General features: G+C 53.7%; 15 protein-coding genes. 6 read left to right on the top strand and 9 right to left on the bottom strand.

Annotation, left to right across the window (positions count from 1 at the left end):
• Positions 1 to 86: 86 nt before the first annotated feature.
• A complete protein-coding gene (locus LOC67_RS00840; RefSeq protein ID WP_230260478.1) occupies positions 87 to 1,265 on the top strand; it encodes a DcaP family trimeric outer membrane transporter in 1,179 nt (392 codons plus the stop codon).
• A 50-nt stretch (positions 1,266 to 1,315) separates the two neighbouring features.
• On the opposite strand, the gene LOC67_RS00835 is transcribed toward LOC67_RS00840, so the two are convergent.
• From LOC67_RS00835 to LOC67_RS00825, 3 genes are all read right to left on the bottom strand, one after another.
• Positions 1,316 to 2,293, bottom strand: a complete 978-nt coding sequence (locus LOC67_RS00835) for a hypothetical protein (RefSeq protein WP_230260476.1) — start codon at positions 2,291 to 2,293, stop codon at positions 1,316 to 1,318.
• 21 nt (positions 2,294 to 2,314) lie between these two features.
• Positions 2,315 to 3,490 (bottom strand): hypothetical protein, encoded by a 1,176-nt coding sequence (locus LOC67_RS00830; protein ID WP_230260474.1) that lies wholly within the window; start codon positions 3,488 to 3,490, stop codon positions 2,315 to 2,317.
• A gap of 467 nt (positions 3,491 to 3,957) precedes the next feature.
• Positions 3,958 to 4,998, bottom strand: a complete 1,041-nt coding sequence (locus LOC67_RS00825) for a hypothetical protein (protein WP_230260471.1) — start codon at positions 4,996 to 4,998, stop codon at positions 3,958 to 3,960.
• 297 nt (positions 4,999 to 5,295) lie between these two features.
• Between LOC67_RS00825 and LOC67_RS00820 the strand changes: the two genes are divergently transcribed.
• From LOC67_RS00820 to LOC67_RS00810, 3 genes are all read left to right on the top strand, one after another.
• A complete protein-coding gene (locus tag LOC67_RS00820; protein WP_230260469.1) occupies positions 5,296 to 6,534 on the top strand; it encodes a carbohydrate porin in 1,239 nt (412 codons plus the stop codon).
• A 370-nt stretch (positions 6,535 to 6,904) separates the two neighbouring features.
• Positions 6,905 to 8,446, top strand: coding sequence for an arylsulfatase (locus LOC67_RS00815; RefSeq protein ID WP_315861033.1), 1,542 nt, complete (start codon positions 6,905 to 6,907; stop codon positions 8,444 to 8,446).
• Between the two features lie 70 nt (positions 8,447 to 8,516).
• Positions 8,517 to 9,506: an HAD family hydrolase gene (locus LOC67_RS00810; RefSeq protein WP_230260465.1), complete on the top strand. Its 990-nt coding sequence runs from the start codon at positions 8,517 to 8,519 to the stop codon at positions 9,504 to 9,506.
• Between the two features lie 69 nt (positions 9,507 to 9,575).
• Here the strand turns inward: LOC67_RS00810 and LOC67_RS00805 are convergent, their stop codons facing one another.
• From LOC67_RS00805 to LOC67_RS00790, 4 genes are all read right to left on the bottom strand, one after another.
• On the bottom strand, positions 9,576 to 9,875 hold the full coding sequence (locus LOC67_RS00805; RefSeq protein ID WP_230260463.1) for a hypothetical protein: 300 nt from the start codon (positions 9,873 to 9,875) through the stop codon (positions 9,576 to 9,578).
• A 463-nt stretch (positions 9,876 to 10,338) separates the two neighbouring features.
• A complete protein-coding gene (locus LOC67_RS00800) occupies positions 10,339 to 11,037 on the bottom strand; it encodes a pirin family protein (RefSeq protein WP_230260462.1) in 699 nt (232 codons plus the stop codon).
• Between the two features lie 42 nt (positions 11,038 to 11,079).
• Complete coding sequence (locus LOC67_RS00795; protein WP_230260460.1) at positions 11,080 to 11,706, bottom strand: FMN-dependent NADH-azoreductase; 627 nt, start codon at positions 11,704 to 11,706, stop codon at positions 11,080 to 11,082.
• Positions 11,707 to 11,883: 177 nt separating this feature from the next.
• The gene (locus LOC67_RS00790; protein ID WP_230260459.1) at positions 11,884 to 12,354 is read right to left on the bottom strand and encodes a MarR family winged helix-turn-helix transcriptional regulator; all 471 of its coding nucleotides are present in this window, start codon (positions 12,352 to 12,354) and stop codon (positions 11,884 to 11,886) included.
• A 1,014-nt stretch (positions 12,355 to 13,368) separates the two neighbouring features.
• On the opposite strand from LOC67_RS00790, the gene LOC67_RS00785 reads away from it, so the two are divergent.
• Both LOC67_RS00785 and LOC67_RS00780 read left to right on the top strand, forming a co-directional pair.
• Positions 13,369 to 16,470 (top strand): DUF1553 domain-containing protein, encoded by a 3,102-nt coding sequence (locus LOC67_RS00785; protein ID WP_230260458.1) that lies wholly within the window; start codon positions 13,369 to 13,371, stop codon positions 16,468 to 16,470.
• A 46-nt stretch (positions 16,471 to 16,516) separates the two neighbouring features.
• Positions 16,517 to 17,968, top strand: a complete 1,452-nt coding sequence (locus tag LOC67_RS00780) for a DUF1501 domain-containing protein (RefSeq protein ID WP_230260457.1) — start codon at positions 16,517 to 16,519, stop codon at positions 17,966 to 17,968.
• Between the two features lie 278 nt (positions 17,969 to 18,246).
• On the opposite strand, the gene LOC67_RS00775 is transcribed toward LOC67_RS00780, so the two are convergent.
• The gene (locus LOC67_RS00775) at positions 18,247 to 19,326 is read right to left on the bottom strand and encodes an SAM-dependent methyltransferase (RefSeq protein ID WP_230260456.1); all 1,080 of its coding nucleotides are present in this window, start codon (positions 19,324 to 19,326) and stop codon (positions 18,247 to 18,249) included.
• On the bottom strand, positions 19,316 to 20,476 hold the full coding sequence (locus LOC67_RS00770) for an amidohydrolase family protein (protein ID WP_410001115.1): 1,161 nt from the start codon (positions 20,474 to 20,476) through the stop codon (positions 19,316 to 19,318). Before LOC67_RS00770 ends, LOC67_RS00775 begins: the two co-directional genes overlap by 11 nt.
• Between the last annotated feature and the right edge of the window lie 92 nt (positions 20,477 to 20,568).

Below are 20,568 nucleotides of genomic sequence, written 5' to 3'. Positions count from 1 at the left end.
AACAAGAAACTAATCGGCCCCTAAGACCTTATACCGATACAGCGTCTGCATTAGAGCTTGGTGCACCGCAACTAGCCGAAATGTCGATGGAGCCGCAGAGCTTTGCAAACGATGGACTGAGTGCTTCCGACTTTCGCACGCCAGAATTTGACGATACCCTCCTAAACCAAAACAAGAATGACTTTAACGCCGTACCTGAGTTTTCCGGCGGCATCGTCATTATCGCTGACAAAGCGGCGATGAAAGTTGGAGGCTTCATAAAAGCCGACTTCATTTCCGACTTGGCTCCTATCGACAGCGAAGATTCTTTTGTAACGACCGAGATCCCGGTCGGTGCGGCGGACCATAAAAATGCTCGATTTCATGCCAAACAGTCCCGCTTAAGCTTTGATACACGATGGCGAGTTGAAGAAGACATTGCCAGGGCGTTCATCGAAGCTGACTTTTTTGGCGGAGGCGACGGTTCCAATGGATCACTGCGTCTTCGACACGCATACGGAACTTTAGGGCGATTCACCGCTGGACAAACCTGGACGACATTCACCGATCCTTCCGCTGTCCCACAAACGCTGGATTTTGAGGGCGCGGTATCAAACGTCAATCGTCGCCAAGGCCTTGTGCGTTTCATCCAACCACTCGGACGGTCAGGCTGGAGCTTTGCGACCTCCCTGGAAGATCCCACCGTCATTATCGAAGTGCCAACTGGACTTTCTGGTCAAGGGCGAACCGAGTCTCCGGACGTCATCACCCACCTTCGCTGGGAAAGCGACTATGCGGAAACCCAATCCGCGCTGGTGCTGCGAAAACTTGGCTTCCAACCGACCGGAGGGTCCGTGATTACGGGAACTGCGTGGGGCATCAACATCACCGGTTCCGTGCACCTGACTGATTGCACAAGAGTTTATTCGCAACTGACTGTCGGCGAAGGAATCGGCAGCTATCGAGGATCACCAGACATCGTATCGACAGGCCCCAACAGTGCTGCAATCCTGCCGATGTTCGGATGGATGATCGGATGCAAACAAGCTTGGTCCGATCGCGTGACTTCGAACCTAACATTCAGCCAACTCACCCTCGATGATCTTCCCGGGCAGTCTGGATCGAACCTGCGTCAGACGAAATACTTGGCGATCAATACGATATTCAACCCGTACGATCGGATATTTGCCGGCGCGGAGTATCTGTACGGCGTTCGTGAAAACCAAGACCTTCGTCAAGCTGACGCTCACCGCATCCAAGTCTCGTTTGGATTTTACCTGCCGTGATATTGAATCACGTCTTGATCGAATGGAAATTGGCTCACAGCATCTGCCTTTCAAAGGCGACTTGCCTTTCTGACACCGATTAGCGAGTAACCCGGATAGTTCGGCAACACCATTTGGGTTGCGGCATTACTATCATGTGCTGAAACCATGACGCTGACAGGTCGGCCATAGACGGCAGGGTTGGGCTTGAGCTGAACTTCCCAAATCGAAATCAAGCCGGTTTGAGCAGCCAACATATTCAACTTCAACATTTCCATCCGTTGATATTCAGCCTGTTGAGCGATCGATCGTTGATAGTCCATGGCCTCGGATCGCATCATCAGATCCTCACGTGACTTCGCCGCACCGTCAGTTTGCTGCCAGTTCTCCCAACCGGTTTTCAAAATCTCCAGGTCGCTATCGCTGAACATAAAAAAAGGCACGGCAATCTGATCACCAGATGCCAACTCCATCAGCACGCCTTCCAAGGGATACGTCTTCGGCTGCCCGCCCAGGGAACCGACAAAGCGTTTCAAATCCCTTTCGTCCTCAAGCGGCGTATTCTCGATCTTTGAAAGGACTTTTAATGCGACGTGCTGGTGTAGAGAATCGAGTGCCGAGAATGCTTTACCATTGATCGTAATGACGCCGCGCTGCTTCGCCAAAGTGTAGTCTTTCTTTCCGTAAGAGATGACGCGTGCCTGAATCTTCATCCCGTCGCGTGACTTCCAAGTTTGCATGTGCTCGGCATCTTTATCAGCCTGCGATTCATCCTTGACTATTGCAACTTCCGACGGATCCCGATTCAGCAGTTCACGGATCACTTCGCGATCCTTTGGCGAAAGCTCGGATAGTTCAACCGCTACCAAACGGCCCGACCCTTTGCGTTTCAAGATTGCGGTCGTTTCATCGGAAGCAATAAACTCACCTTCAATGGTGACGTTACCGTCGACACTGGTCCACAAACGAGGCTTGGCTTCTGCGGGCGACAGGACCAAAGCGAAATGAACCAGGCACACAGCGATTAATGAAACTCGATGACAAATCATGGCGTGATCTTGGGTAGAAGATTAGTTTCCGGAAGCTGACACTTCGGGGCTAGGCAGACGAACCAAAAGGTATTCGTCGTGATTTTCGCTACCGTAATGCACCAGGACGGAAGCTTCATCCTGAGTCAGGTTGTAGAGCCCCGTTTCGACAACAACATCTTCGCTTTCACCAAGACGCATGGCGACTCGTTGCGTGTCTTTATCAACACGTCCTTGTATCGCCTGTAACTGATCGGTGTCATTGTTGTAGAGTGTCCCAGAAACGATTCCCTGCCGGTTGACGGCAAGTTGAACGATGCGTGAAGGATTGACATCAGCAGGATCGGCGGTCAACGCAAATGTCCCAAGCGGCATCCACTCGGCCTCCTCCGCATCTTTCGTGTCTTCAGGTTCATCGACAGTGGATAGCAGAGCAGCGCTCTGAGCAAACTCATCGGCACCCGCAACGGCTTGCCCCTCGATGTAGACCTGATTCTCTTGGTAAATCACATTGCCGCTGTTTCCGTAATCGTAGTAAACCGGTTGCGACGCGACAGATGCCGCAGCGTTCAAGTTGCACCAAGTCACAACGTCGTTGTAGGTCGGCGTGCCCCACCAATACGTATAGGGATAGTACGTGTATGCATAAAAATAATGCCAACCAGAGCACCTAAATTGGTGTCGTGCCCACCAGTCTGGACGGAAGTAGCCGGGGTAATGGCTCCCGCTCCAATGGTCGCGGATCGCATCACCCCAATCCTGAAATCGACCTGGAACTCTTGCCGGCAAGGTCGTGGCACTGTTGAGCTGATTACTCCAACGCCGATTGATCGCGCTAACTCGATTATTGTCGATCGTCGCCCATCGAGGCTTGTTGCTGATGACATTGTTGTTTCCGATGTTGACATCGCCAATCTGAATATCGGGACGTCGATCAGGCGCAAGCCGATTGCCTGGTTCTGGCCGGGGTGACAAGCCATGATTTCTATCTGGGCGAACGACTGCGGGAAGGGTGTCACGCTGGCCAACCTTTTCGCCGATGTTTGGACGCTCAAATCCGGTGTCACGATTCCCCGCGGGCAGCATCGGCCGACTCGGATTCGAGGCGGGTCGTGTGGGTGGATCTACACCAAGGAAATCACCAAGCTCACCTGCCGAGGGCCTTCCAGAAGGCAGCTTGCCAAAGTCCGGCATCGCGGGCCGATTCGTGTTCGCCACTGGCCTAGATCTTTGACTCGGTACGTTCAAGTTGTTTGGCCGGACCGCGGCGTCTGGTCGAACCACAGCGTTGGAACGCCCTGTAGAAATGGACCTGCGTTCGGCTTCATCACGCCGCCCCGGACCGAAACTGGATCGATTCTGTGAAGGCACACTGAGATTCGAATGATTCAAGTTCCCAGAAGCGCCCAGGTGCGGTGAACTGGTTTGTGGACGCTGCATCGGAAATGAACCGCCGCCACCGAAACCGGTACGTCCTGTGTTCACATTCGGTCGAACATTACCAACACCGCTGCCTGCACCTCCAAAACTTGCACGGGCACCAACGGAAGGACGGCCCCCACCAATGCTTGCACGCACACCAGCACCTCGGCCGCCAAGACCTCCGCACTCCGCTGTTGCCGCCCAGGGGCTTGCAACGATGATAACGAAAGCAAAGCGCCTCAAACGATGAACCAATACTTTCATCACTCAGCTCCAATAGCGGGTGTTGATTCGGATGAAACACCGACGCTGCCATCGATGCGTTTAAGCGTTACCTCTTGCCCCGAAGGCATCGGCTCACCATCGATTTCTCGCGAGATCATTTGCACGACCATCGTGTTCTTATCTTCCGGACGGATGATATAGGTTCCCAACGCGCTGCGTCCGTCTCGAAGTGTTTGAACGAGTTTCAATCGCCAATGGTCGGAACCGCTGCTCCAGATCCCGCTACCAAAACTACCATCGGTAAAGAACATCCAAGAGCGGACCAAATTTGACTTCGCATCGTAGCCGACCAACTCGTACCCGATAGACGCCTTCGTCGAGGGATCAAGAATCGTTCTTCGCAAGAACTTTCGCCCTGGCAGGTACTCGATCTCACTTTGCAGCCTTCGGTCCGATGAATCTTCCCAAGTACCTACCAACCATTCCAATGACTCAATGGCATGATTGGGCTCCGGGCTGCCACCGAGACTCAGTCGCTCTGCGTCGATCGGTGCCTGCTCAACAATGGATGTAATTGTCCAGTGTCCTGACTGCTTAACCACCGTCACGACAAAATCAGAAACCTCATCCGGCATCGATTCGGATACCAGCGTCGTCTGACCACGAACGACCATCTTTGCGACATCAACATCACCCTGGTTCTGATTCTCCAACCCGATAATCTGTGCCTTCAAAACCAACCCTGGCTCTCGTTCGACTGCAGTTTTAATCCGACCGATCAAACCGTGAACACCAGATATTTGCTCTGCCGAGGATTCATCGCGATAAGTGACGTCAGAAGCAACCAGCTGCCCCAGGTCTTCCCATCGCCGATCATTGAATGCCTGGGTATAGCGTTTCAAATGCGCCCGCACAGAATCCTCATCCGCTTGATCTACAGAAACGGCGTTCGTCTCACCTTGCTGTGCAGCCGCCCAGTTCACCGGTAGCAACAAATACACCCAACAAAAAGCGACCAAAACTTCAAAGCGATGCGACATCATGCGTTTCCAATTCAAGAGCAGTAGTTGACCGAGCATTCCAATCCCGTCCGAGAACGATGCCTCTCCGATTCCCTACCCTGGGACATTTTACTGAACCCATACAACTAGATTCGATCGATGAACATGTAAGAAAAAACCCCAATCCCCCCGTCAGCGGACAATTCGCCATTCCGAAAACTCAAGCTGTACGAGGATATTACTTAAAAGCTGCAGAGCCCCGGGGACCCACCAGTGGCAGTTAAACAAACGCATTCGATCTTGCGACGTCTGACAATAGACACGGTGCTCTGCTGCGTCGTATTGATTGGATCCTCTGCGAATGCCTCAGCTCAAGTGAACACATGCACCAATAGCTATGAGAGCTTCGCGTGCGACTGTGGCACAACAACTTGCGACCAGCTCGGATGCGATGGCGTAGGCTGCGAATCTCCCTCATGGCTCCAAGGGATTCATGCAACCTTAGCGTCCCGTGGTATCACAGTCACAAACAACCTCACGCAATATTACTTTGGCACTGTCAGCGGTGGGCTTGAAGAAACAGACCGATACGGCGGACACGGAGATTACCTTGCCAACCTCGACCTTGGAAAAATGGGAGTCCAAGAAGGGCTATTCATAAAACTCCGCGCCGAACATCACTTTGGCCGATCGATAGGCGAACCTGCTGGTGTTCTCTTGCCGCCAACTCTACCGACCGAACTGCCCGTTGCTGACAGCCGTGATCTGTACCTAACAAACGTGCTTTTCACTCAGTTTCTCTCGGAGAGATTTGCGGTCTATGCGGGAAAGCTGGACACGCTTGACGGTGATGCCAACGCTTACGCCAGTGGACGAGGGATCACGCAGTTTTCTAACGCCGCATTCATCGCTAATCCGATCGCTCTCCGAACGGTACCGTACGCTTCGCTGGGCTGTGGATTTGTGATCGTCGAGGGGACGGAACCAATCTTCAATTTCCTTGTCATGAACCCGACCGACACAGCAGATTCCGACGGGTTTAGTGAACTATTCGAGGATGGCGTCACTTTGTCTGCCGAATGGCGGTTTGCGACGGACTGGCTAGGCAAACCCGGGCACCAGCTATTGGGCGGCACCTGGAGCAGTCGCGACTATGTTTCATTCGGGCAAGACCCTCGTATTTTGTTACCAAACGTTCCAGTCAATCGAGTTGACGGATCATGGTCTCTGTACTGGAACACCGACCAAGCCTTGTGGGTTGACCCTTGCGATTCTTCACGCCACTGCGGCTACTTTGCACGAGCGGGAATCGCAGACGACTCCGCCAATCCCATTAGCTATTTGCTAAGTGCCGGCCTAGGTGGCAGCAACCCGTGGCGAGAGAAAGACTCCTTTGGAATCGGCTACTACTACAGCGGCACGAGTGACGAAGTAGGGCCTATTTTGTCGACGGTACTCGGTTCGATCGGAGATTCAAAAGGTGTGGAAATCTTTTATCGGTCACAGATATCACGAACTGTCTCGGTCACACCTGATTTCCAGTGGATCAGCCAAGCACGCAGGGAATTGAGCGACGCGTATCTCCTTGGGATGCGTGTGAACATTGCGTTCTAATCACCTTCACATATGCCCCTGAATCACATTGGAACCATTGAGAGGTTCACTTCATTTGATCTCGTTGACACCAGGCGACAAGTGATGGCACCTCTAGCAACAAGACTTCACCGGCTTCGCCGGTACTTATCACATAGCCACCAATAAACAAAACTACATTTCATTTTTGTTCACCTGAGGCATATAAGACTCAGCTGTGAAACTTCTATAAACTTACTACTACGTGACCCCTCGTCCAAAATCCAAGTGTTAGGATGCTTTCAATAGAAGTCGGCTTCTCTTGTACTGCCGACGCATCCGCTGGCTATTAACTTCAGCCAATCACTCGGGGAATCACAGCATGATAAAAAGGCGCACTGGTGCGTTGGCGATGTTGCTGTCGCTTGCGATCACTACGTTTTCTTCCGCACAAGACAAACCCAACATCGTCGTGATTTGGGGCGATGACATTGGGACATGGAACATCAGCCATAACAATCGTGGCATGATGGGATACCAAACGCCAAACATCGACAGAATCGCCAGGGGAGGAATCGCCTTCACTGACTACTATGGCCAACAAAGTTGCACGGCGGGACGTGCCGCGTTCATGGGCGGCAATGTACCTGTCCGGACAGGAATGACCAAAGTCGGCCTTCCCGGAGCAAAAGAAGGTTGGCAGGAAAGCGATGTCACCATTGCAGCGGTTTTGAAGGGACAAGGCTATTCCACAGGCCAGTTCGGAAAGAACCACTTTGGAGATCGCGACGAACACCTCCCCACCAATCATGGCTTCGATGAATTCTTCGGGAACCTATATCACCTTAACGCCGAAGAAGAGCCAGAGAACCGCGATTACCCAAGTGACTACGTACTGCCAAGTGGCAAAACATTCCGCGAACAGTACGGTCCACGTGGCGTTCTGAAATGCAAAGCGAACGGCGACGGTACACAATCGATCGAAAACACTGGACCGTTAACTAAGAAACGGATGGAAACGATCGACGAAGAAACCGTCGCTGCAGCGAAAGATTTTATCAAACGCAAAAACGATACTGACAAGCCGTTCTTCTGCTGGTGGAATGCGACTCGCATGCACTTCCGCACGCATGTGAAGGAAGAGAACAAGGGACTGTCGGGCAAAGATGGCGACGAATACCACGATGGCATGGTGGAACATGACGGCCACGTCGGTGAGCTACTAGACCTTCTGGACGAACTGGGCATTGCAGAAAACACCATCGTCTTTTATTCGACCGACAATGGCCCTCACTACAACACCTGGCCCGATGCCGGAACGACCCCGTTCCGCAGTGAAAAGAACAGTAACTGGGAAGGCGCCTACCGCGTTCCTGCATTTATCCGCTGGCCTGCAAAGTTCCAGAAAGGGGTCACACTGAACGGCATTGTTGCCCACGAAGACTGGTTGCCAACGTTCGCCGCAGCTGCGGGAGAACCCAACATCACAGAGAAACTGCGAGAGGGCACCGAATTGATTGGCCGTCAATATCGCAATTACATCGATGGGCATAACATGCTGGACTACCTGTCCGGCAAGACCGATCAGTCGCCTCGAAAGGAATTCATGTATGTCAACGACGACGGGAAAGTCGTAGCCCTACGACTGGGGCCTTGGAAAGGCGTGTTCATGGAAAACCGAGGACAAGCCTTTGGCGTCTGGCGCGAACCGTTCACCGAACTACGTGTCCCACTGCTGTTTAACCTGCGACGCGACCCCTTTGAAAAGGCACAGCACAACAGCAACACCTACAACGACTGGTTCCTGGATCGTGCCTACGTCTTGATTCCGATGCAGCAGTACGCTGCCCAGTTCCTGCAAACGATGGTTGAGTATCCGCCCAGCCAGACACCTGGCTCCTTCAACCTGGAAAAGGTGATTGAGCAGATTAAGAATGCCAACAAAGGCAGCTAGTCTCTGAACTAAAACCGCCGGCAGTTTCCTGCCGGCGGTTTTCTTTTTTCTATAACCAGACGGTAGCTCAATGTTCGCTCGCCAATTCATACTTGGGCTCTGCGCCTGCGGCTTGCTAAACGCATCGAATTTGTCACTCGCCGACGAGCCTCTTCCTTCATGGAACGATGGGCAAGCCAAGCAAGCGATCATTCACTTTGTAAACCGTGTCACCGACCGAAATTCGCCTGACTTTGTACCTCCGCCCGAACGCATCGCTACCTTCGATAACGACGGGACGCTGTGGAGCGAAAAGCCAGCGTATTTCCAGCTGCTATTTATCGTCGATCGCGTCAAAGCCATGGCGGTGGACCATCCGGAATGGCAGAACACCGAACCCTTCGCATCGATCCTGAAAGACGACCTGCATGCGGTCGCGGCATCCGGAAAACCTGGGCTGATGAAACTGTTCGCGGCAACTCATGCGGGGATGACGGTCGAAGAGTTCTCAGAAACGGTCAAAGATTGGCTCGCGAAGTCACGTCACCCAACGTCGGGAAAACGTTACGACGAAATGATCTACCAACCGATGTTGGAGCTGCTCAACTACCTCCGATCAAAGGGATTCAAGACCTACATCGTCTCCGGCGGTGGGATCGAATTCATGCGGCCCTGGGCAGAAGAGGTTTATGGCATCCCGCCAGAGCAGGTCGTCGGTAGCAGCCTAAAAATGAAATACGAGCTTCACAACGGAACACCGGTTCTGGTCAAACTGCCTGAAGTAGACCTGATCGACGACAAAGAAGGCAAACCTGTTGGCATCCAAAGCCATATCGGACGACGCCCAATTTTCGCTGGCGGTAATTCCGACGGAGACTACCAGATGATGCAATGGACGACATCCGGCCAAAACGCTCGCTTTGGGCTACTGATCCATCACACCGATGCCGATCGCGAATGGGCATATGACAAAGACTCTGCCATCGGCAAACTCGACAAAGGACTTCAGGATGCAGCGGCGCTAGGATGGACCGTTGTCGACATGAAGACCGACTGGAACACAATTTACCCGTGGAAGTAGCTTCACTACTCGAATTAACGATCCGATCATCTGATTGTGACGCACCGAACGAGCGCGAGTTTGCAGCGTCTACTCTGATCCGCTACCAACCAACGCAACCTCGGTTGGCTCAGTCGCGATCATTTGACGAAGCTCTTCGACACAACGTCCCGCCTCGGGACCGTAAAGGGTTCCGCCGAGAACCTGCCCGCTCGCGTCGTCGATCACCAAGCGATAACAAGGGCTAACCGACGGCGAGTCGACTTGACGATTGTCCCAATCTCGCCAGACGCCCTGGCGGATTCGGACTGTGATCCCCTGTCGCTCTGCTACCAGATCGGGCATTCCAACACTGATACACCGCCAATCAAGAATAAACGGTTCACTCATCTCACACTCCCTTTGAATTGTTCGTTTTCCGAGCGTTCACTCGGTGCCTGTTCAACCGGACGGTCTTCAAATGCAAGCCAACGAGAAACAACAATCCATGCGTCACCCGGGAGACGATTCGCAGTACCCGTCTCACAAACGTGACAGCAGGCGGATCGTGTGTGACGACTGCACGTGATTACACAGGTGCATTCCGATCAACGCAGCCACACATGTGCGGCACGACGTCGTCACCGAAGCGCAAAGAGGTTAGCGCCGTCTCTGCATTATCAATCAATTGCCTGGGCCGGTTCTAGCGTGTTTTTATTGCTTTGGGCAAAACAAAACAATCGCGGAAACCATACCGCTGGTGCATTTTTTAACGATCGCTTCCCAAACGAGGTCGCGATCGACCTGGCCTGCAAAGCGAACCCCGCAAAGACTGCCCAGTTTGACAACACCAGGTTCGCACCAGCGAAACGAACTAAGCTAAATCGAAAAGCATCAATTCGGCAGCCTCATCAGCGACCAGCTGCAAATCCGGCTGATCGCTAATCGCAACGGCGTCCCCCTGCGCCAACTGGTGTTCACCAACCGAGACCGAACCGCGCAAGACCTGCAACCAAGCATGCCGCCCCTCGGAAATACTGTAGGTAAGGCCGCTTGCCGCGTTTAGGTCCGCCAGATAGATCCGAACGTCCTGGTGAATCAACAAAGAACCGGCTTCGCCATCACGAGATGCGACGAGCTGAAAGTTGTCACGACGCCCCTCGGGATCGAAAGCCTTTTGCTCATAGCTGGGCTCAATTCCGCTTCGCTCCGGAAGCAACCAGATCTGATAGAGATGCGTTTGATTGTCCGCAGACGGATTGAATTCGCTATGCGTGATCCCTGTTCCCGCCGTGATCCGCTGGAACTCACCGGGACGCAAGACTTCGCCATTGCCCATCGAATCACGATGCTCCAAAGCACCTTCAAGGACATAGGTGACAATTTCCATGTTGTCATGCGGATGCGTCCCAAAGCCCTTCCCGGGCGCGACATGATCTTCGTTCATGACGCGCAATGAACGAAACCCCATATGCTGTGGGTCGTAGTAACTAGAAAACGAGAACGAATAGCGGGTTTTCAACCAGCCATGATCCGCTGATCCCCGCTCTTCCGAACGTCGAACTGTCAACATGTTGCTACCCTGTATGTTGCCGCGATGGCCCTTCGTATGAAATCAAAACTGCATGGCGATCGACTTCGCGTTTGCGACTGCGGACGCTTCAACCGCCGCCACGTCTTCCGGGGTTCCTAAGGTTGGCTCAACCAATACCGAACTGATGTCGGTAAAGCCCACGAAACCAAGAAACAAATCCATATAGCCTTTCTGCAGGTCCATCGCCTTGGCTTGGTCGTTACCGTACGCCCCACCTCGCGAATAAACCACAGCGACCGGTTTCCCGGTGACCAAACCCGTATATCCGGTTGCGGGATCGAAGCTAAACGTTTGGCCGGGCTGAGCGATCAGGTCAACGTAGTGCTTCAGCTTGTAGGGAACGCCAAAGTTCCACATCGGAAGACCGATCAAGTACTTGTCAGCCGACTTAAACTCTTCGCACAACTCGACAACGGTCTGCCATGCCTGTTGCTGCTGCTCGGTAAAATCCTGGCCGTGCATGACCTGGTATTTCGCATCGAGCATATCGCCGTCAAACTCGGGAAGCGGTTTATCCCACAGGTCGATCTTGACGACCTCATCCCCAGGATTCTGTTCCTGATACGCCTCCAAAAAGGCACTCGCGACCGCGATGGACTTCGAACGTTTCTTGCGTGGTGACGACTCGATATACAGCAACTTTGCCATTTTGAACTCCTTCGTTATGGATTTGAAAAATCGAATTAAACTGAACTGCGAGGCCCTGCGGTGACGGAACACGTTTTCGCGATGCCGCGGAGAATCACCACCAGCACAACAAAGCTCTACTAGCAGAATACTCCGCCTCGCCAATTACCTTACATGTCAACCTTTTGAGCAAATGTTTTAATCGGCCACACCCGAGCGAAGCTTTTCCAAAATCCGAATCAGATTCTTCTGATCCGTCGCGGATACGCCCTCAAAAAGACTGGCGTGCAGATCAAGAACTGGCTGATCCAATTTTTTGAGCAGTCGCTTTGCCGCGGGTTTTAGCTCAATCTGAAAGACACGCCGGTCTTCTTCCGATTGAACTTTGCTAATCAAGTCCAACTTTAACAATTGGTCGACGACGCGAGTGATTGCCGGTGCGACCTGGATCATCCGCTCGGCGACTTCAAGGCACGGCAGCGGCTTGCCTTCACCGCGCAAGATGCGAAGCACGTTGTACTGGGTTACCGTTAAACCGTGTTGGCGCATCAATCTGGCGATTCGATTTTCCAAAAGATCGCTTGTGCGCAGGATTGCTAGCGTCGCCTCTTGTTGGGAAGAAGCAAAGGGCCCACGTTTCTTAAGTTCTTCACGCAGTGTTTTTGTCATCGGATTGGCCTCTGGATATACTTTACATGTAATCTTTTGAGGAGTCAAGGTTGGTCGGGGCTGTGGGGGAACCGACGCTAACGCGTTGCGAGTTCAGGGAAACAATACTGAGCCGCGTTGGCGCTAGCCGCGCTTGAAATTTTCTGTATGTGAGCCAAACCCACATAACCGACGCTAGCGCGTTTCGGCTCAGGTTAAACATTACTGAACCGCGTTGGCGCTAGCCGCGGTTGGGTGATGTGTTAACCGCGGGCTGGCGCCAGCGGCTGATGATCACGCCACGATCAGCCGCAACGCGCCAGCGTGCGGTTAGGTGTTTGGAGCACGGAACTGTCAACCGACGCTAGCGCGTTTCGGCTCAGGGTAGACATTGCTGAGCCGCGTCGGCGCTAGCCGCGGTTGGGTGATGTATTAACCGCGAGCTGGCGCCAGCGGCTGATGATCAAACCACGATCAGCCGCAACGCGCCAGCGTGCGGTTAGGTGTTTGGAGCACGGAACTGTCAACCGACGCTAGCGCGTTTCGGCTCACGGAGATTGCGAATTGAGCCGCGTCGGCGCTAGCCGCGGTTGGGTGATGTGTTAACCGCGGGCTGGCGCCAGCGGCTGATGATCACGCCACGATCAGCCGCAACGCGCCAGCGTGCGGTTAGGTGCTTGGAGCACGGAACTGTCAACCGACGCTAACGCGTTTCGGCTAATGGAGACATTACTGAGCCGCGTCGGCGCTAGCCGCGCTTGAAATTTTCTGCATGCGAACCAAACCCACACAACCGACGCTAGCGCGTTTCGGCTCAGAGGGATCAACAATTGCCTTGGCTGCTTGTGTCGAACGCCACACTTCAAATTCCATCGACCGAATTGCGATGGTGTGTGTCTGGTTTTTCCGATTCGCAAGACGACCACGACGTCCCAATGCGACTTGACGTAAAATAGCTGTGGGCGGTTCGACCTAGGTGCCGGGCACCCGCTCGATCAGCCAGTTCTCTCCCCCACCTGCCCCCGCCTTCGCGATATGTTTCGTTGCACGTTTTTGATTGCTTGCGGTGCTAGCCTCTTTCTCGCTATCTCAGCAACGGCACACGGCGACTCTGAACTGTCGTTTAACCGCGACGTCCGTCCCATCCTTTCGGACTTCTGTTACGCCTGCCATGGTCCTGACGCCAATCATCGCGAAGCCGATTTGCGTCTCGATGATCGCGAAGCGGCAATCGACTACGGCGCGATTGTCCCTGGCGAGACAGACGCCAGCTTGCTGATCGAACGCATCATGACGGATGACGCCGACATGGTGATGCCGCCACCCAAAGGCGGAAAAAAGCTTTCTGAAAAAGAAAAGCAAATCCTAAAACGCTGGATCGCCGAGGGTGCCACCTACGAACAGCACTGGGCGTTCGCTGCTGTCCCCGCATCGGTTCCGATCCCAGAGATCGACAAGACGCCCAGTGGTGAATCTTGGGCAATCAACGCCATCGACCACTTTGTTGCCAAAGCTCATTCCGAGCAAAGCCTGTCGCCAAACCAACCGGCGGATCGTGCAACATGGCTACGACGTGTGACGTTCGATTTGACGGGGCTCCCGCCAACGACGGATGAACTGGACTTGTTTTTCAATGACGACAAGGATGATGCCTATGAACGCGTTGTCGATCGCCTGCTTAAGTCCGACGCTTATGGCGAGCGGATGGCAAACATGTGGTTGGATGTTGCTCGGTACGCTGACACGTTCGGCTACCAGAACGACATGCCTATGGAAATCTGGCCATGGCGTGACTGGGTTATCGACGCATTCAACCAGAACATGCCTTATGACCAATTTCTGACCGAGCAAATCGCAGGCGACCTGCTACCCAACGCGACCGATGATCAAAAACTTGCGACCGCGTTTAATCGCCTGCACCGTCAAACGAACGAGGGTGGCAGCGTTCCAGAAGAATTTCGTCTGACCGGCATCGCCGACCGGACAACGACTGCCGGAACAGCTTTCCTAGCGCTGACGTTCGAATGCAGTCGCTGTCACGATCACAAGTTCGACCCGATCAAGCAGCGAGACTTTTATCGTCTTTCGGCGTACTTTTCTGACATCGACGAATTCGGTTTGTACTCGCATTTCACGCGAGCCCAACCGTCACCAGCGATGCTGCTGTTCGATAGCGATGATCAGCGTAGATCCTACCAGGAGGCAGTCCATGCTGTTCATGTCGCACAGAAAAGCTATGACCAGGCGTTTGAATCGGCGAAATCAGACTGGATGAAACGGCAGAGTGAACTCAGCCTCGATCCACCCGCCGTACGCGAAGCGGCGCTGCACTTGCCGCTTGATGGTGACGCCGATGGCATGATCGAAAAAGCGACTCGCTGCGACGGGGACAATGAAATCGTTTGCAACGACGCACCGAAGTTTGGTCGCACGGATCCGTTTACCTATTCGATTTGGGTACGACCGGCATTGAAACAAAATCGCATGCTGGTGCTGCATCAATCGGTTGCTGCCGAAGACGCAGGATTCCGTGGTTTACAACTGACAATCGATGATGGACATCCCGAATTTTCAATGATCCATTTCTGGCCAGGCAATGCGGTGCGAATCGAAGGCACCGAAAGCATTCCGGTCGATAGATGGACCCACATTGCCGTAACCCACGACGGCAGCGGCCGAGCAGCCGGGCTGCGATTATTCATCAACGGTCAACAAGTCGAGGTGAAAGTCGAACGAGACAAACTGACCCGCGACATTCGACATCGAAACGAATGGGGTGATAGCTCGGTCGGCAAAGTCAACTTGGCTTTAGGCGCCAGATTTCGCGACATCGGATTTCGCGATGGTTTGGTGGATGATTTAAAGGTCTATAAACAACAGCTCTCCGCTGCCGAAATCGCGGCGATCCACCATCAAGCAAATGCCGAGAGTCCATCAGCTATCACGTTCGATCAAGCGTTCGAACATCAACTGCTTGTTGCGGACGAAAAACTAGAGCAACTGCGTGCAGAACTCCAACAATCGCGTGAGCATGAAAATGAAGTGGTCACCAAAATTCGTAACATCATGGTGATGAGACACTTCGCTGATGCTCCCGCGACACACGTTTTGGATCGCGGCGAATACACCGAAAAGGCTGACATCGTTTCTGCGGGTGTTCCTGAATTCCTTAGCGACATCCCGACCGAAGGCGAGGGACGCCTGGCGCTTGCCCATTGGATGACGGATCCGGCCAACCCGTTGACTTCGCGAGTGATCGCCAACCGCTTGTGGCATTTGTTTTTCGGTCGAGGAATTGTGGTGACGTTGGAGGATTTTGGAGCCCAAGGATCACCCCCATCACATCCGCAATTGCTTGACTACATGGCCCGCACTTTGATGGATCACCAATGGGACTTGCAGTCTCTTTGTCGCGAGATCGTCTTGTCGGCGACTTACCGGCAATCGTCAACGATCGAAGACAAGGAGACTTACGCGGCCGACCCGAACAACGTGTACTTGGCTCGCGGTCCGAAACACCGGTTATCCGCCGAACAGCTTCGCGACGCGGTGTTGTTTGCCAGCGGGTTGCTTGTCGAAAAAGTCGGTGGCCCCAGCGTCATGCCTTACCAACCGCGAGGCCTTTGGAAAGAATCCGGAACGGGGAAGAGCTATCACCAGTCGACTGGTGACGGTCTGTATCGCCGAAGCCTTTACACGTTTTGGAAACGCACCGCGCCGCCGCCATCGATGCTGACGTTTGACGCGACCAGTCGCGAAACCTGCACGGCACGGCGGGAACTGACAACGACGCCTTTACAGGCATTGGTGTTCTTAAATGACCCGCAGTATGTCGAAGCGTCGCGTGTCTTGGCGGAGCACTTGCTGCAGACTTTTCCCGAAGACCAGAAAAGTCGTTGGGAGAACCTGTTTCGCCGATTGATTAGTCGTCCACCGACAGCGAAAGAACGCAATGTCGTCAACGAACTGTACCAAGAACAGCTCGCCTATTTCAGTGATAGCCCTGACATGGCAGCACAGCTTTTGAAGGTCGGCGACAAACCGGCAAACGCCTCACTTGAACCGTCGAACCTGGCGGCAACCACGATCGTTGTGCAAACGATCATTGCGTATGACGAAACCATCATGCTTCGATAGCGACTGTCGTTTCGAACGATCCATCCACCATTAGATATCGACCAACATGAACGACCACACCAACCGGCGACATTGGTTGCAAAAATTCGGCATGGGCTTTGGAAGCGTCGCGGCGATGCATCTGATGCAACGCGAATGTGCCGGCAACGAGGCTACTTCGATCGAATCGGGAGTGAAGAGCCTTGGGGTCATCAACCCGACGCATCATATCCCGACTGCAAAACGGGTCATTTATCTGTTCCAAGCCGGCGGCCCGTCGCAGCTCGAAACGTGGGACTACAAGCCCTTGCTTAACGAGCAACAGGGAACACAACTTCCTGACTCGGTTCGTGATGGGCAACGTTTGACGGGCATGTCGGGAAACCAAGCCAGCCTGCCGCTTGCCGGTTCGATTTACAAGTTCGACCGACACGGCGAAAGCGGGACATGGGTTTCCGAACTGATGCCGCACATGGCAAAACAGGTCGATCGGATTTCTGTCATTCGATCTATGTATACCGAAGCGATCAACCACGATCCGGCGATCACGTTTCTGCAGACCGGCAATCAGATTTCCGGGCGACCGAGCATCGGTTCGTGGTTGGATTATGGGCTGGGAAGTGAAAGTGAAAACCTGCCTTCCTTTGTTGTCTTGATCACCAAAGGCAAAGGCGGTCAGCCGCTTTATTCGCGGCTGTGGGGATCAGGATTCTTACCAGCGCGTTACCAAGGCGTGCAGTTCCGCTCTGGTAAAGAACCAGTGCTTTACCTAACCAACCCGCCGGGCATTTCACAAGACAGTCGACGCAGCATGCTGGATCGGCTCAACCAGTTGCACCAGCTAGAACAAGAACGACTGGGCGATCCGGAGCTGACCACTCGAATCGGTCAGTACGAAATGGCGTATCGGATGCAAAGCAGCGTCCCCGAAGTCGCAAACGTTTCAGACGAGCCGCAGCACATCCTTGATCTATATGGACCGGACGCGACGAAGCCCGGATCCTTTGCGTCCAACTGCATTCTTGCTAGGCGACTGGCAGAACGCGGAGTCCGATTCATCCAGCTGTATCACCAAGGCTGGGATCACCACGGGAACATTCCCAGTGGCATGAAAACACAGTGCAAGGACACCGATCAACCGGCAGCGGCGTTACTGGAGGATCTTCAACAACGCGGCATGCTGGATGACACACTTGTGATTTGGGGTGGTGAATTCGGCCGCACCAATTATTCCCAAGGCAAGTTGACGGCAACCAACTACGGTCGTGACCACCACCCGCGTTGCTTTAGCATGTGGATGGCGGGCGGCGGTGTTCGCGAAGGCATGACCTTTGGAGAGACTTGCCCTTACGGGTACAACGTCGTCGAAAATGGAGTCCATGTCCGCGACTTTCACGCAACCCTAATGCACTTGATGGGTATTGATCACGAACGCTTTACGGCCAAGTTCCAAGGCCTTGATGCCAAGTTAACCGGCGTCGAACCGGCGCGTGTTGTGAAAGAGATCCTGAAAGGCTAGTGCTTCGTTACAACTCGATTTTAGGATTTGCCGTATGGCGTTAGCCGCGGTTTGAGTGCAATAACCGGGGCTAACGCCCGTCGGCTGATGAACCGAACCCGTATTTTCGTATCTCCGGTTGGTGCCACCCACCATCTGAACTCTAGTGCTTCGTTCTAACTCAATCTTAGAATTAGCCGTATGGCGTTAGCCACGGTTTCAGTGCAATAACCGGGGCTAATGCCCGTCGGTTGATGAACCGAACCCGTATTTTCATATCGAACGAAACACTAGTGCCACTAGCGGCTTGGTTTTAAGCGAATCGCCATACAGACCTCGCAACGATTGCGTGCGAGCTGGCGAACGCGAATCTCTTCGGGGTTCCACGTTTTGATCCGTTCGATCCACTTCGGAATGTGCCTGGCAACTTCGTAGTCGCCAAGCTTCATCGTCAGCAACAGCCCTTCGATATCACACAGTCGATGCTTCACGATGTTCTCGATCGTGACAAGCGTTTTTTCAGGCTTCACATTTGAATCGGCTAGCAACCAACGGGCCCCGCGATATTCCTTTCTGGGAAGGTCGCCGGCACGTGCACGCAGGTGTTTGAATTTTGGATGGTTGGCGATTCTGGGATCCATGTCCGCCGGGTCGATTCCGATCACCCGCATGCCAAGTTCTAACATGCGTCCGCACGCCCCACCGGGTGCACTTCCGACCTCGACAGCCAAGTCACCTGGCTTCACGTCAAAACCGCTCCACGTGATCGATTCCGCCGCTTTGTAGTACGCGCGGCTAATCGGTTCGTGTTGCGGATTGATCGGCTGAACGCCGCCGGGCCACCGACTGTGCCAATCCGAAGCGACGTGTTGACCGATGAACCAGTCTGACGGATCGACCAAGACGATATCCAAACAGCGGGCATCGGGTTCGGCAATCCGGTTAGGCGCATCACAGCGAAGCCAAGTATCCGCCAGTGCTTGATAGATCTCCTGAGCGACCAAACGACTGACTTCATCCTGGCCGGGCTCGAACCCGAACTTGCCGATTGGCAGACGATCGCGTGGCCAAAGATGCAGTTCGTCGAACTGCATCCCGTTGGGGTACTGCGCCTGAAGCAGTTCGACCAAGGACTGAACCTGCTGCTGAGCATCGACAGAACGTAAATGTCCAATGGAATAAGACGCCGACCGAACAAAAGTTCCGTAGGGCAATTCGGAAGGCCGATCGTTCTTCAGTGTTACAAAGCCAGGCCGCGAAAAGGCTCGCCGCCAACCTTGCGAATCGATGTCTTTCAAAACTTGTTTTTCTGCACCGTTGGCACAGCAGACCATAGCGAACGAAGGCTCCATCGCCGCGTTATCTGAATCATTCGTCATTCGTAGTCGACCTATACTTTTGGAGTCGCTCTTCGACTCCCGGAATTAACCGCGCGGCGTTTTTGTAATAAAGCTTTTGCAGAACGTCATCTGGCAAATCGATGCCATAGATGGTCCACAAGCCTTGCGGTGGTGGGATTTTTTCGCTGTATGGAAACGACTCGTCACGGGTTTCAAAGAATCTCCAATAGAGCTGAAAACGCAGCTCCGGCCATGGGCCATCGGTGCCAAACAAGATCCGATCCTGATAACGGATCAAAAAGTCTCGTGTGGTGTAAGGCTGACGGCCAAGTTCGGCGATTCGTGACGCGGGTTCGATCCAAAGGTTGGGGTACTGATCGAGCCACTCGCCGACCACTTTTAGATCTTCGCTATTGTTGGCGATGTGTGCACCAATGAAGTTCGTCTGTGGGTGGCGCTCGATGACTCGGTTACGAGCGGCGAGCAGGTCCTCTCGCGAGGGAAACATTTCGCCATAGAAGCTCCAATCGGGATGACGCGACAGTTCTTCCCAGCGTTCATTATGTTTATCAATTGGGTCAAAGAAGGCTGCCGGGTCTGCGGTGTGGATGATGACGGGAATGCCAAGCTCGCCGCACTTTGCCCAAATCGGATCCCAGCGGGGGTCATCGATTTTGATCAGTGAACCGTCGGGGTTTTTGTAGCCCAAGCCGAACGCTTTGAAAACTTTCAATCCGCAAACGCCTCGCTGGACAGCGTGCTCGAGTTCATCGGCGGTGCGTTCGGCAAATCCGGGTTGGTGACAGGGCCACAACTGGGGTTCGTCAGCCGGGGCGTTGCCTTGCCAGTTGACGTTGGCAAAGATTGCGAAGCGATCACGGTACTTTGTCCACAGATATTTCATGTGGTCATCAAGTTGCTGCCCCAGTTTTCCGTCCAGCGAAACACACATGGCGATGTTGTTGCGATCCATCAGATCGACAAAGTCCTCGAGTGCTTCCAAACTGTCCCGCAGGCGGTAGTGCATGTGGATGTGAACATCCACAACCGGGTGACTTGCCGCGGACAAAGGGTGTTCGGGAACGACAAGTTTTTGCTTGGGACGAAAATCGCGTAACAGGAGATCGTCGCCGCCGCTTGGTTGTTCTTGCGCCGGAAGCGACAGCGTGCAACACAAGGAGAGGACGATGGCACCAAACAATCGGATCGGCACGACCGCAGCGGCGTTGATCCAGACGCCATCGACCAGCTTTCTCGTTACAATACGATTCGGTTGGTTCG

The organism is Stieleria sp. JC731 (assembly GCF_020966635.1).
In the GTDB taxonomy this organism is placed as follows: domain Bacteria; phylum Planctomycetota; class Planctomycetia; order Pirellulales; family Pirellulaceae; genus Stieleria.
The sequence above is the reverse complement of the archived record's forward strand: the minus strand, read 5'-3'. Positions and strand labels throughout refer to the sequence as shown.